Annotated in this window: 16 protein-coding genes; 5 read left to right on the top strand and 11 right to left on the bottom strand. The window is 71.8% G+C overall.

Going from position 1 to position 11,859, the window contains the following annotated elements:
• Window positions 1–3 precede the first annotated feature (3 nt).
• The 4 genes from JOM49_RS04145 to nth are packed head-to-tail and all read right to left on the bottom strand — an operon-like array spanning window position 4 to window position 3,243.
• Window positions 4–1,188, bottom strand: a complete 1,185-nt coding sequence (locus tag JOM49_RS04145) for a MarP family serine protease (RefSeq protein ID WP_209663037.1) — start codon at window positions 1,186–1,188, stop codon at window positions 4–6.
• Entirely contained in the window at window positions 1,185–1,913 is a 729-nt protein-coding gene (locus JOM49_RS04150) for an NUDIX hydrolase (RefSeq protein WP_209663038.1), read from the bottom strand. Before JOM49_RS04150 ends, JOM49_RS04145 begins: the two co-directional genes overlap by 4 nt.
• Complete coding sequence (locus JOM49_RS04155) at window positions 1,910–2,494, bottom strand: TlpA family protein disulfide reductase (protein WP_209663039.1); 585 nt, start codon at window positions 2,492–2,494, stop codon at window positions 1,910–1,912. Before JOM49_RS04155 ends, JOM49_RS04150 begins: the two co-directional genes overlap by 4 nt.
• On the bottom strand, window positions 2,491–3,243 hold the full coding sequence (nth, locus tag JOM49_RS04160) for an endonuclease III (RefSeq protein ID WP_209663040.1): 753 nt from the start codon (window positions 3,241–3,243) through the stop codon (window positions 2,491–2,493). The genes JOM49_RS04155 and nth overlap by 4 nt, the downstream gene beginning before the upstream one ends.
• Before the next feature lie 100 nt (window positions 3,244–3,343).
• Here nth and JOM49_RS04165 point away from each other — a divergent pair, with 100 nt between their 5' ends.
• The 4 genes from JOM49_RS04165 (at window position 3,344) to JOM49_RS04180 (ending at window position 7,266) form a co-directional block, all read left to right on the top strand.
• The gene (locus JOM49_RS04165; RefSeq protein WP_113694952.1) at window positions 3,344–3,595 is read left to right on the top strand and encodes a hypothetical protein; all 252 of its coding nucleotides are present in this window, start codon (window positions 3,344–3,346) and stop codon (window positions 3,593–3,595) included.
• Between the two features lie 194 nt (window positions 3,596–3,789).
• Window positions 3,790–4,464: a Crp/Fnr family transcriptional regulator gene (locus JOM49_RS04170; protein WP_113694953.1), complete on the top strand. Its 675-nt coding sequence runs from the start codon at window positions 3,790–3,792 to the stop codon at window positions 4,462–4,464.
• Window positions 4,465–4,946: 482 nt separating this feature from the next.
• The gene (locus JOM49_RS04175) at window positions 4,947–6,200 is read left to right on the top strand and encodes an MFS transporter (protein ID WP_209663041.1); all 1,254 of its coding nucleotides are present in this window, start codon (window positions 4,947–4,949) and stop codon (window positions 6,198–6,200) included.
• Window positions 6,201–6,210: 10 nt separating this feature from the next.
• Window positions 6,211–7,266 carry a DNA polymerase III subunit beta gene (locus JOM49_RS04180; protein ID WP_209663042.1) on the top strand — a complete coding sequence of 352 codons (1,056 nt, stop codon included), beginning with the start codon at window positions 6,211–6,213 and terminating at the stop codon, window positions 7,264–7,266.
• On the opposite strand, the gene JOM49_RS04185 is transcribed toward JOM49_RS04180, so the two are convergent.
• The 7 genes from JOM49_RS04185 to sp36 form a co-directional block, all read right to left on the bottom strand.
• The gene (locus JOM49_RS04185) at window positions 7,239–7,424 is read right to left on the bottom strand and encodes a hypothetical protein (RefSeq protein ID WP_209663043.1); all 186 of its coding nucleotides are present in this window, start codon (window positions 7,422–7,424) and stop codon (window positions 7,239–7,241) included. The genes JOM49_RS04180 and JOM49_RS04185 overlap by 28 nt on opposite strands.
• 2 nt (window positions 7,425–7,426) lie before the next feature.
• The gene (locus JOM49_RS04190) at window positions 7,427–8,188 is read right to left on the bottom strand and encodes an MBL fold metallo-hydrolase (protein ID WP_209663044.1); all 762 of its coding nucleotides are present in this window, start codon (window positions 8,186–8,188) and stop codon (window positions 7,427–7,429) included.
• Complete coding sequence (locus JOM49_RS04195; RefSeq protein WP_245369863.1) at window positions 8,185–8,970, bottom strand: NUDIX hydrolase; 786 nt, start codon at window positions 8,968–8,970, stop codon at window positions 8,185–8,187. Before JOM49_RS04195 ends, JOM49_RS04190 begins: the two co-directional genes overlap by 4 nt.
• 80 nt (window positions 8,971–9,050) lie before the next feature.
• Window positions 9,051–10,244: a hypothetical protein gene (locus JOM49_RS04200; RefSeq protein WP_209663046.1), complete on the bottom strand. Its 1,194-nt coding sequence runs from the start codon at window positions 10,242–10,244 to the stop codon at window positions 9,051–9,053.
• A 40-nt stretch (window positions 10,245–10,284) separates the two neighbouring features.
• Window positions 10,285–10,914, bottom strand: coding sequence for a hypothetical protein (locus JOM49_RS04205; RefSeq protein ID WP_209663047.1), 630 nt, complete (start codon window positions 10,912–10,914; stop codon window positions 10,285–10,287).
• On the bottom strand, window positions 10,914–11,369 hold the full coding sequence (locus JOM49_RS04210; protein ID WP_209663048.1) for a RidA family protein: 456 nt from the start codon (window positions 11,367–11,369) through the stop codon (window positions 10,914–10,916). Before JOM49_RS04210 ends, JOM49_RS04205 begins: the two co-directional genes overlap by 1 nt.
• Before the next feature lie 2 nt (window positions 11,370–11,371).
• The gene (gene sp36 / locus JOM49_RS04215; RefSeq protein WP_113697922.1) at window positions 11,372–11,530 is read right to left on the bottom strand and encodes a Sp36 family protein; all 159 of its coding nucleotides are present in this window, start codon (window positions 11,528–11,530) and stop codon (window positions 11,372–11,374) included.
• 65 nt (window positions 11,531–11,595) lie between these two features.
• Between sp36 and JOM49_RS04220 the strand changes: the two genes are divergently transcribed.
• A complete protein-coding gene (locus tag JOM49_RS04220; protein ID WP_209663049.1) occupies window positions 11,596–11,844 on the top strand; it encodes a hypothetical protein in 249 nt (82 codons plus the stop codon).
• Window positions 11,845–11,859: the final 15 nt, after the last annotated feature.

The following is an 11,859-nucleotide window of genomic DNA, read 5'->3' on the forward strand; positions in this document are numbered from 1 at the left end:
GCGCTAGGCCGCGCACGGGCCGGTGCTGACGGCGGCGCCGTAGCCGGGCGCGCCCGCCACCTCGGGCGCCACCTCCGCGGCGGTCAGCGTGAACCCGGTGTCCGGGTCCTCCACCGCCGCGCCGAACACCACGCCGATCACCTCGCCCTGCGGGTTCACCAGCGGCCCGCCGGAGTTCCCGCTCCGGATCCCGGCGCGCACGGTGAACACGTCCCGCTGCACGGTGTTGGTGTCGTAGATGTCCGGTCCCCGCAGGGTGATCTGCTGCCGCACGCGGGCCGAGGTCGCGGTGTACGGGCCGTCGAGCGGGTAGCCCAGCGCGATGGCGTCGTCCCCGGCCTGCGCGGGCCGGTCGGCGAACTCCAGCGGCTCGGCTTCCAGCCGCGGCACGGCGAGGATGGCGACGTCGGTCGCCGGGTCGAAGTGGACGACGCGGGCGGGGAGCCTGCCCTGCGGTGTCTCGACCGCGGTCTCGTCGGTCCCGGCGACCACGTGCGCGTTCGTCATCACCCGCTGCGGCGCGATGACGAAACCGCTGCCCTCCAGCGCGCGGGAGCAGGCGGGCGCGTTGCCGCGGACCTTCAGCACGCTGCCGCGCAGCTGGCGGACCACCGTGCTCGCCTGCAGGTTCTCGTCGGGCGGCGCGACGTCCGCCTTCGGTGCCTGCTGGAAGGGCGCGACGATGGACGGGAAGCCGGACGCGTCGAGCAGCTTGCGCAGCTCGTTCGGCAGGCCCTGCGCCGAATCCGGCATCACCTGGTCGACCCCGCCGAGCACGGTCGAGTTGTTGATCGCCTTGGCCAGCCCCGGCAGGCCGGCCACGCTGGTCAGCGGGACCGCGATCAGCCAGGCGACGACGAAGACCACCAGGCCCTGCACGATCGCGCCGAGCGTGTTGTCCACTCCGGACAGCTTCGGCGAGCTGATCTTGTTCCGCAGTTTGCGGCCCACCCACACACCGAGCGTCTCGCCCAGCGCCACCAGGAAGACCACCACGCCGACGACCACCGCCACGCGCAGCGCGGGGTTGTCGAACAGGTCCACGATCAGCGGCGCCAGCCGGATGCCCACGACAGCCCCGATGAGCACGCCGAGGAAGGCGGGCAGGGCGACGAGCACCCCCTGACGCGCCCCGGAAACCGCCGCCAGCACCGCCAGCAGCACCACGAGCACGTCAACCCAGTTCACGATCGCTCCCTCTCCACGGAGCCACCGTTGTACACCGCCCGAGCCCGTGCCGCGTGCGCGGCCAGCGCTTGATCGAGATCCCGTACGTCAGTTTTGTCCCATTCCCGTGACCAGCCACCGAGGTCGAGCACGGCGGCCAGCAGGCCGGCCGTGAAGCCCCACACGAACAGCCCGTCGACGTCGAACACCGGCCCCACCCAGTCGTATCCCGTGCGGCGCACCTGGTACCGGTTGGCCGGGTCGAGCAGGTCCTCGATCGCGACCCGCGCGACCGCCGCGGTCTCCCCCGGATCTACGGCGTGGACCGGCGAAGGGTTCACCCAGTGCGCCAGCACGGGTGTCACCGAGAAGCCGGAGACGGGCACCCAAAGGTCGGGCAGCACGGCCACCGGGCGCACCCCGGACGGCAGCACGCCGGTCTCCTCCTCGGCCTCGCGCAGGGCCGTGCCGACCGGTCCGCCGTCGTCCTCGTCAGCGCCACCACCGGGGAAGGCGACCTGACCGGCGTGCGAGTCGAGCGTGTCGGCGCGGCGCAGCAGCAGCACGTCCGGACCACGCGGGCCCTCGCCGAACAGCACCAGCACCGCGGCCGGGCGCGTCTTCGTGCCCCGCGGCGGCTGGAACTTGGTGAACGCCGACGCGTCCACCTTCCCGCTCGCGGCCACCAGCCCGCGCAGCCACTCCGGCACGCTCTCGGCGTCGACCAGCGGTCCGTTCTCAGTCATGCGGCATATCTCGCGACGGCTTCGCGCACCTGGGCCACGTCGGCGAGCAGGCGCGGGTTGTCGATGAACCGGACCTCCCCGCCCGGGGTGACCACATAGGACGCGGGCAGTGCCGGCGGGACCTTCAGCGCACTGCGCACCGGCCCGGTCTGCCCGTCCCCGTCGTACACGGCGGGCAGGCGGACGCCCAGCTCGGCGAGCAGTTCCAGGCCGTCCGACGGCGAGCTGGCGACCTGCACGGTGAGCACGCGCGCGGCCCCGGGCTCGGCCGCGTAGGCGGCGAGGACCGGCAGCTCGGTGCGGCACGGCTGGCACCAGGTGGCCCAGATGTTGACCAGCGTCGGACCGGGGCCGACCGCGGCCGCGAGGTCGACCTGGCCGCCGTCACCCAGGCAGTCCGCCTTGACCCCAGCGAGCGCCTGACCAGGGGTAACGGCCGTGCACGCGGCCAGCGCCGCCTTCGCGCGCGCCGGGCCGAGGTCCTCGGCGGGCGCGGTCCCGTCCCGGTTCGGCAGCACGGCGACGATCACCGCGAGCAGCAGCACCCCGACCGCGACGGCCCACTTGGTCGCCGTGGTCAAGACCCGGTCACCATCGCCAGCAGGTGTTCGCGCTCCTCCCCCTTGACCAGCTTCGCGGCCTCTTCGAACTCGATCGGGCCGGTGCCGTAGGAGGGGCAGTCGCGGGCCAGCGGGCAGGCCCCGCAGGCCGGTTTGCGGGCGTGGCAGACGCGCCTGCCGTGGAAGATCGTCCGGTGGGACAGCATCGTCCACTCCTTGCGCGGGATCAGCTCGCCGATCGCGTGCTCGACCTTCACCGGGTCCTCGAGATCGGTCCAGCCCCAGCGGCGCACGAGTCGCCCGAAATGGGTGTCGACCGTGATTCCCGGCACACCGAACGCGTCGCCGAGTACCACGTTCGCGGTTTTCCGGCCGACACCGGGAAGGGTGATCAAATCGGCCTGCTTGCCCGGCACTTCGCCGTCGAACCGTTCCACCAGTGCGGCCCCGAGGCCCATCACCGAGTTCGCCTTCGCCCGGAAGAAACCGGTGGGTCGGAGGTATTCCTCCAGCTCGGCGCGGTCGGCGCCGGCGTAGTCGGCGGCCGTGCGGTAGCGCGCGAACAACGCGGGAGTGACCTGGTTCACCCGCACGTCCGTGGTCTGCGCGGACAGGACCACCGCGACGAGCAGCTCCAGCGGGGTGGTGAAGTCCAGCTCGCAGTGCGCGTCGGGATACGCCTGATCGAGGCAACGTTTCATCCGCCGGACGCGTCTCACCAATGCCAGGCGGCTTTCGCCATCGACGGATCGGGCGGGGGCGCCACCCATACGGGGGGCTTTACGGGCATCGGGCGGCACCCCGATAGCCTACGGGCGCCATCAGTTCAGGCGCGAAAAGGACCGAGCCGCAAGCGAGGATCTGAAAGCTATGACCGTCTGGTTCGTTATCGCGGTACCGCTCGTGATCATGTTCTTCGCCCTGATCATGGAGCGCGTGGAGAGCCGCCTCCGGCACGTGGCCGTGCAGGAGGAAGAGGTCGAACAGTTCCTGGAGCAGGCCCAGCCCAACGAGATCAGGGCACTGCACGGACACGGCATCGGGCGGGCGCTCGAGCTGTTCCGGCTGCGCCGGCTCGGCGGACGGGCGGCCAAGCTGCGGCCCCGCCGGGTGCGGAGTTAAGCTCTGCCGCCACCGAGATCGTCTTTTGCTCCTCTCGTCCGCGCGATGGGGGGTGTGCGGGTGAACACCGATCGCCCCGGCTCCGGCGAGCCATGAGGCGATCTCGCTGGCACGCCCTACACTGCACGCAAGTGATCGGCGACACGCTCATCCGTCCTGGAACCGCGGTGTCGCCACCGATGAGGAGGCACGAGGTGGACGAAACCCTGGCCCGCGCGGGCATCTTCCAGGGGGTGGAACCTGCCGCGGCTGAAGCGCTGGCGCAGACCTTGGAGAGCGTCGAGTTCCCCCGCGGCCACGTGATCTTCAGCGAGGGCGAGCCCGGCGACAAGCTGTACATCATCCAGTCCGGGAAGGTGAAGCTCGGCCGCAAGTCCGCGGACGGGCGGGAGAACCTGCTCCAGATCATGGGCCCGTCCGACATGTTCGGCGAACTGTCCATCTTCGACCCGGGGCCGCGCACGTCCAGCGCCACCACGGTGACCGAGGTGCGCGCGGTGATGATGGACCGCCCGGCGCTGCGGCAGTGGATCTCCACCCGCCCCGAGATCGCCGAGCAGCTGCTGCGCGTGGTCGCCCGGCGGCTGCGGCGGACGAACAACATGGTCGCCGAACTGATCTTCACCGACGTGCCCGGCCGCGTCGCGCGGGCGCTGCTGCAGCTGGCCCAGCGCTTCGGCAGCCAGGAAGCCGGGCTGCTGCGGGTCACCCACGACCTGACGCAGGAGGAGATCGCCCAGTACGTCGGCGCCTCGCGCGAGACCGTCAACAAGGCGCTCGCCGACTTCGCGCACCGCGGCTGGCTGCGGCTCGAAGGCAAGAGCGTGCTGATCCTGGACCCGGAGCGACTGGCAAGGCGGGCCCGGTAGCCGAGCTGCTCAGACCCCTGTTCTGACACAACATGAGGGGCCGGGCGCCACCCCCGACGTGGCGCACCGGCCCCTCATGCCGTGCGCGGACCATCCCCCGACGATCCGCGCTCCCCGCCCTCCGGTGGCAGGCCCCGACCCGTGTGCCGGAGGGAGCTGAGAAGTCCTCTGCAGTTCTGAGATCCATCCACCATGACACGGCCCCCACCCCTCACTTCAAGGCCGTTCACCCTCAAGGACGCCAAGCGCCGTAGTTTGTTGCGCCGTTCAACCCAAAAAACGCGGTTCGTTATGCAACCGAGACCCGTTTGGCCCAACGCGGACGGTGCCCGCCCTGTCCTCTTGCCTGTTCAACGCGGTCGGCGCCGGATTCATTCCCGTCTCATCCCACATCAGCGGAAGATTTGTGGTCACGAATCGGTGACGAAGGTCGCCAGGAAATAAGTGGTACAGACGTACCAGTCGGCGGCATACTGGTACGCATGTCCCACTCCGCCTCCGGTGGCCGCACCACGCTGGCCGACTACCGCACGGCGCTGACCGCGCCGGGTTCCCGCGGCCCGGCGGTCGCGTCCGTGCTCGCCCGGCTGCCAATCGCGATGATCGGCATCGCCGCACTGCTCTACGTGCAGCGGGAGACGGGCTCGTTCGCCGCAGCCGGGCTGGTCTCGGCCGGTTCGCTGGTCGGCGTGGCCGCCGGTTCGGTGGTGCAGGGACGGCTGATCGACCGCTTCGGCCCGACCCGGCCGCTGCTCATCACCACCACGTTGTTCGCGGGCGCGGTGGCGACCTTGATCACCTTCATCGAAGCGGGCGCGCCGACCGCGCTGCTGGTGCTGCTCGCCGGCGGGATCGGGATCACCGAACCGATGGTCGGCTCGGCCTCGCGGGCGCTGTGGGGACGCCTGGTGCCCGCCGGACCGGCCAGGAGCGCCGCGTTCTCCTACGAGGCGATCAGCATGGAGGTCTTCTTCATCCTGGGCCCGGGTTTCGCGGGCGCGCTGGCGGCCGCGCCGTGGCCGGGCACCGGCCTGGTGGTCGGCGCTTCGGTGATGGTGGCCGGTTCGACCCTGTTCGCGCTGAGCCCGGTCGTCCGGGCCTGGGGCGCGGCCCCGTCGCGGCGGCGCCCGCTGCTCGGCGCGCTGGCCAGCCCCGGGATGCGCACGCTCGCGGTGGCCGCGCTGGGCTTCGGCGTGGTGATCGGCTTCGTCGAGGTCGCCGTCCCGGCAGCGGCGACGAACGCCGGGCACGCCACGGTCGGCGGGCTGCTGCTGTCGGCCTGGTCGGTCAGCTCGGTGGTCTTCGGCGTGGCGTACAGCCTGCGCCCGTGGCCGCGGTCGATGGGCCTGCGGTTGCCGGTGCTGCTCGCCGCGTTCGGCGTGCTGGTGGCGCTGCTCGCGCTGCCCGGTTCGCTCTGGGGCCTGGCGCTGGCCATGCTCGGCGCGGGTGCGCTGATCACCCCGCAGTCCACCGCGCACTCGGCGGCGATCGAACTGGTCGCGCCGGAGGGCACCGCCGCCGAGGCGTTCGGCTGGGTGATCACCTCGGTGACGCTGGGCCTGGCCTTCGGGCAGTCGGTCAGCGGTTACCTGGTCGAGGCCAGCGGGCCGCCCGCTTCGTTCCTCGCCGCCGGGGTGGCCGCGGTCGCGCTGGCCGCCGTGGTGTGGAGCCTGCGACGGACCATCCGCCCGGCCACCACGACCGCACCCGCCGAACTTGTCGGTGCCGCCGCCTAACCTGCGCGGCATGGACCTCACCGCGCCCAGCTCGGCACTGGCCGCCGCCTTCGCCGAAGCCGTCCGCCTGCTGCCATCGGGCGGTCCTGGCCTGCTCCTGCGTGCCGACGCGCACGGGCTGGTGCTGGCCGGGAACGATCACGAGCGGGCCGTGCGGCTGGCCTGCACCGCGCTGACGCACACCGACGGCGAGGTACTGGTGCCCGCCCGGCCGCTCGCCGAGACGTTGAAGGTGCTGGACGAGCCGGAGGTCCGGCTCGTCGTGGAAGGTTCACGGCTCGCCATCCGCACGGCACGCGGCCGGTTCGCGTTGCCGTTGCTGGACCGGTCGTCGTACCTGGACGGCGGCGAGCTGCCGGTGGTCGGTTCGCTCGACGGCGGACTCCTGTCCCGTGCGCTGGCCGCGGTCGCCCCGACAGCGGCTCGGGACGACGCGTTGCCCATGTTCACCGGGGTCCGGGTCCGCTCCGGGCCCGGCGGTTTGTCGCTGCTGGCTTCGGACCGGTTCCGGATGGCGGCCGCCGAGGTGCCGTGGTCCGGTGGCGAGGTGGACGCGCTGGTGCCCGCGGCCCTGCTCGCGGAGGTCGGCAAGCAGGTCAGCGGCAGCGTCTCGGTGCACGCCGACGTCAACCGCTTCGGCCTGAGCTGGGGGCGCAGCACGGTGACCACCGCGGTGCTGGACGGCGGCTTCCTCACGGAGGACAGCATTTCCACCGGCGCCGTGGAAACCCGGCTCACCCTCGCCGCGGACGCGCTGGCCGCGGCCGTCCGCCGCACCAGCCTCTACGCGGGCCCGCGCGGCGTCGTCACCCTCGGCGTGCAGGACGGCTCGGTGCGCGTCGCGGGCACCGATCCGCGCGCCGGGGAAGCCGAAGAGGAGGTCAAGTCCACAGTGGACGGCAACCGGCTCGCCCCGTCGTACCAGGCGCGCTACCTGCTCGACGCGCTACGCCCCTTCACCGGCGGGGAGGTCGTCCTCGCCATCCAGCCGGGCCTGCGCGCCACCATCCTGACCACGGCGGCCACCTCACTGCGGTACTACGTCATGCCCATGCAACCGCGCTGACGCGGCTGTTCGCCTTCACCAGCGGCACGGAAGGGATCCGGGTCCACCACCGCGTCCAGCTCGGTGAAGAACTCTGCCGGATCCGTCCGCGGCAGGTCGGCGAGCCCGCCCAGGAAATCCTCGGCGGGCACGAACTCGGGATGTCGGCTGTGCGGCACAGCTACAGCGTGCGCAGGTAGTCGAGCTGGGCTCGGACGCTGTGTTCGGCGGGCAGCCACAGCGCCCGGTCCACGTCCGCGTAGACCAGTTCGACGACCTGCCTCGGTGTGGCGTCCGGGCCCAGTGAACGAAGGGCCGCCCGCACCTGGTCCAGTCTTTGTTCCCGGTGTGCCAGGTACTCCCGCGCGGTGGCGGCCAGGTCCGGCAGTTCCGGGCCGTGGCCCGGCAGGCCCAGGGTGCCCGGCGGCAGTTCGGCCAGCAGGCGCAGCGAGCCCAGGTATGCGCCCAGGTCGTCGAGCACCGTGGTGCCGCGGCCCAGGATCGTGTCCCCGGTCAGGACCTCGCCGCCCACCCGGAGCGACACCGAATCGGCGGTGTGGCCCGGCGTGTGCAGGATCCCGATCTCCAGCCCGGCCGCCGAGATCATCTCGTCCGGCCGCAGCGCTTCGCCGCCCGCACACAGCGAGGGGTCGAAAGCCCGCACCGGCGCGGAGACCTCCGAAGCCAGCCAGGGTGCGCCGTCGGCGTGGTCCGGGTGGTGGTGCGTCAGCAGGATCAGCGAGACCGGCGCGCACGCGGCCAGCTGCGCGAGGTGCGCCCGGTCGTCATAACCCGGGTCGACGATCACGCACGAGGACGCCCCCGGCGCCCGCAGCACCCAGCTGTTCGTGCCTTCCAGCGTCATCGACGACGGGTTGTTCTCCAGCACCACCGACGCGGTCGGCGAGACCTGGCGCAGCACACCGTAGGCGGGATGGGTCACGACGGCTCCAGCACGATCCGGGCCCGGTCGCCTTCACGGACCAGGGTCGGCGTGATCTTCTTGATCGAGCGCTCCGCCGTCAACGCCTCCCGCACACTGGTGAACTCGCCGATCTCGGTCAGCGTGAACCAGGTCGGCGGCATCAGCGTGCTGCGACCGGCTTCGGCGTCGCCCAGTGCGTCAGCGGCCGCCTGCCAGCCGGAGGCGTCGGCCTCGGTGGTGGCGCCGTCCGCCCGCTGGCCCTCGGGCAGCGCGGCGACGAAGAACCGCGTGTCGTAGCGCCGCTTCTCCTGGGGCGGCGTCACCCAGTTCGCCCACGGGCGCAGGAGGTCCGCCCGCAGGGTCAGCCCAGCCTCGGCCAGGAACCCGGCCAGCGACTGCTCCCGCGAGATCAGCCGATCACGCACGCCCGCGAACTCGGCGGTGTCCGCGACCACAGTGGACTCCGTGCCGGCCAGCAGCACACCGGACTCTTCGAAGGTCTCGCGCACGGCAGCGCACACGAGGGCGCGCGCGAGCGACTCGGAGCACGAGAACTTCGACGCCCACCAAGCCGCGTCCGGACCGGCCCAGCTGATCGACGCGTCCGCGTCCCGCTTGTCCACCCCGCCGCCGGGGAACACCGTCATGCCGCCGGCGAAGGCCATCGCGGCCACGCGCCGCTGCAGGAACACCTCGACGCCCGGCCCGCCCTCGCGGAGCAGCACGACCGTCGCGGCGTCCTTGGGAGTGACCGGAGGCCCCTCCGGGGTCGGCAGGTCGGAAGACGACGTCAGCGGCATCTTGGTCAGGTCGACGACGACCTCGTCAGGTAGTTCGGCCACGTCCCGCAACATACGTCACCGCGGCCGCCCGAACCGCTTCAGGCGCCGGAGAAACCGTCCACCCAGCGCCGGTTGCCCTCCCCGCCCCTGCCCGCCCCGTTCAGGCGCAGGCGAGCCGCTTCCGCCCGCTCCCGCTGGGCCAGCTCCGCGTGCAGCTCCCGGAGGAGCTTGCGGTCCCGATCGCTGAGTTTTGGGTCGTTGAGGTCCAGTTCGGGCAGCTCGACGACATCACCACCGGGCAGCTTCGCCGAAGCGATCGCGCGGCCGGTCTCGTGGTCCTCGGCCAGCGCGCGCCGCAACTGGGCGACCTCGGCCGAGCTCATGTCCGTCGTGCTCTCCACGCCGCTGCCGAACTCGGCCTGGTGGCTGAGTGCCTCCTGCCGTGCGGCGGTGATCGCAGGAGGCTCAGCTTTTCCCACCGGAGCGGGTTCCGGCGCCGGTTCGGGGCGCTGGACCACTTCGGTGCGCTGCTGCTCGACCGGCGGTTCGGGGAGCCGGTCGTCGACCAGCTCGTGCCGGGGCTTCGACGACTCGGCGGAGGCCACCGGGACCGGGCTGTGCGCGGAAGCCTTGGCGGGCGCGGCGGAGACCGCCGACGGCGCCTGGGCGCCCGACGGCGCGGTCCCGGCGTGCCAGGCCCGGTTCGCCGAGGTCATCGCGTGCTTGTAGTAGCCGGTGCGGTCGGCGCCGGGGCCGGTCACCTCGACCACGGACCGGATGCCGACCCGGCGGAGCGCGGTGTCCACCCGGAAGGCCACGGCCGGTGGGTGCCCCTCGGGGCCGATCTCCACCAGCACCACCCGCTGCGGCAGCGGACCGGGCACGCTCCCGGCCGGCGTGTTCCGCCAGACCGCGTGCACCGAACGCAGGTCCGGCAGCACCTGGAGGGCTCGGTCCAGTGCGTCGGCGATGCCGCGCTCCGGCTCGTTCTCCCCGGTGAACCGGTGCGTGATGTCAGGCTCGTTCTCGTCGATGAGCACCTCGTCGACCAGTGTGGCGTCCGAGCGGCTCATCTCCAGGATCAGCGCGAGTTCGCGCTGCTCGACGGAGCGGACCGGGATCTTGCCGGCGATCAACGCGCCGGCGGTCAGCTCGGCCGCCTCGTCGAGGCGCGAACGCGCGACCAGTTCCCGTGCCTCGGACAGCGCACTGTCGTCGAGGCGGCCGGCCATGGCGAGCAGCAGGTTGTGCAGCCGGAGCGGCACACCGAGCCCGTCGTGGGCCTCCACCATCGCGATCTCTCCCTCCAAGCTCGCTGGAGGTAGCGAGCCGTTACGCGGCGACGAGTCGATGCCCGGCGTCCACGGCGCCCACGCAGACGAGTTCCGAGTTCGCCAGCGCGGCTCGGTGGTACTCGGGGAGTTCGAACCGCGGCGGAAGCACTTCGATGCTGGGTTCCTCGTCCCCCAGCACACGCAATACCCGCTGCAGCTCACCGGTCAGCCTCGGCATTCCGGACACCGCGCTCACCAAGAGGACCCTCTTGGGTTCACGATCACCCGGAGTGCCGTTATGCCGCCAGCTCGCCCGCACCTCACCCACGTCTGGGCGACCACGCAACGTTGCGTGCACGACCACGGACACAGAGTCGACGGAGTTCACCCGTTCGGGGGCACTCTTCGTGAATGTGTACCGGTTCTCGTTGCCGTCGTCTACCCCAAGGGTCGAACTGACCTGGTGCCAATCGGCGCCGTGCGGAATCAATCCAGCGACAAGCAGGCGGTACTCGGGCTGATCGAGGTCGATGCTGTGCTTGAGCAAAGATCTTGGAATGGTCCGCGCGAGGGTGGCCATCGCGCCCTCGGCGAGCCAGTCGCGGAAGCGCCAGAGCGTCTTGTCGGGCAGCCGGCCGGCGAGCCGCAGGAGCAGCTCGTGCGTCGCCTGCTCGATGTCGGGGTCCATCACGAAACCTCCACGATGACTTCGATCTCCACGGGTGCCCCCAGCGGGAGCTCGGCCACGCCGACGGCGGACCTGGCGTGCACACCGGCCTCGCCGAAGATCTCGCCGAGCAGCTCCGAAGCGCCGTTGATCACGGCGGGCTGCCCGGTGAAGCCTTCGGCGGAGGCGACGAACCCGACGACCTTGACCACGCGGGTGATCGAGTCGACGCCGGTCAGCGCGTGCACGGCGGCGAGCGCGTTCAGCACGCAGGTGCGCGCGTGCGCCTTGGCCTCTTCGGGGCTGACCTCGGCGCCGACCTTGCCGGTGGCGGCGAGTTCGCCCTGGACGAACGGGAGCTGGCCCGAGGTGTAGACGTGGGAGCCGCTGCGCACCGCGGGCACGTAGGCGGCGAGCGGTGCGGCCACCCCGGGCAGGTCGATGCCCAGTTCGGCCAGCCTGGCACTCCAGCTCATGGTCAGCCCTTCTGCCGCTTCAGGTACGCGACGTGCTGCTCACCGGTCGGGTTCGGCAGCACGGTGACCAGTTCCCAGCCGTCCTCGCCCCACTGGTCAAGGATCTGCTTGGTCGCGTGGATCAGCAGCGGAACGGTCGCGTACTCCCATTTGGCGCTCATGGCCGCGAGCGTAACGACCCCGTCCAGCCCGCCGGGGACGAACCCGGGCGCAGTAGGTTGGCCGGGTGGAGACCTGGCGGATCGTCGCGGCCGCGTTGCTGGTGCTCGCCGGGCTGGCGGCGGTCCCGATGATCATGGCGAAGGTGCGTGATCGGACACAGTCCTCCGCGTCCGTGTTGCTCTCGGGCGCGGTGTCGCTGACCGCGCTGGCCGTGCTCACCCTGCTGGTTCTCACCGTGCTGCCCCCGATCGCGAGCTGGGTGGCGGCTGTGGCGGTCGTCGCCGCGGTCGGCGTTCTGCTGCTCACCGGGTAGGAGCTCATTTAGGCT

The organism is Amycolatopsis magusensis (assembly GCF_017875555.1).
Taxonomy (GTDB): domain Bacteria; phylum Actinomycetota; class Actinomycetes; order Mycobacteriales; family Pseudonocardiaceae; genus Amycolatopsis; species Amycolatopsis magusensis.

What these genes read in the sequence shown, in the direction of transcription:
- JOM49_RS04150 (WP_209663038.1), bottom strand. Translation starts at nt 1,913, where the DNA reads ATGACTGAGAACGGACCGCTGGTCGACGCCGAGAGCGTGCCGGAGTGG.
- nth (WP_209663040.1), bottom strand. Translation starts at nt 3,243, where the DNA reads ATGGGTGGCGCCCCCGCCCGATCCGTCGATGGCGAAAGCCGCCTGGCA.
- JOM49_RS04165 (WP_113694952.1), top strand. Translation starts at nt 3,344, where the DNA reads ATGACCGTCTGGTTCGTTATCGCGGTACCGCTCGTGATCATGTTCTTC.
- JOM49_RS04175 (WP_209663041.1), top strand. Translation starts at nt 4,947, where the DNA reads ATGTCCCACTCCGCCTCCGGTGGCCGCACCACGCTGGCCGACTACCGC.
- JOM49_RS04180 (WP_209663042.1), top strand. Translation starts at nt 6,211, where the DNA reads ATGGACCTCACCGCGCCCAGCTCGGCACTGGCCGCCGCCTTCGCCGAA.
- JOM49_RS04195 (WP_245369863.1), bottom strand. Translation starts at nt 8,970, where the DNA reads ATGCCGCTGACGTCGTCTTCCGACCTGCCGACCCCGGAGGGGCCTCCG.
- JOM49_RS04200 (WP_209663046.1), bottom strand. Translation starts at nt 10,244, where the DNA reads ATGGTGGAGGCCCACGACGGGCTCGGTGTGCCGCTCCGGCTGCACAAC.
- JOM49_RS04205 (WP_209663047.1), bottom strand. Translation starts at nt 10,914, where the DNA reads ATGGACCCCGACATCGAGCAGGCGACGCACGAGCTGCTCCTGCGGCTC.
- JOM49_RS04210 (WP_209663048.1), bottom strand. Translation starts at nt 11,369, where the DNA reads ATGAGCTGGAGTGCCAGGCTGGCCGAACTGGGCATCGACCTGCCCGGG.
- sp36 (WP_113697922.1), bottom strand. Translation starts at nt 11,530, where the DNA reads ATGAGCGCCAAATGGGAGTACGCGACCGTTCCGCTGCTGATCCACGCG.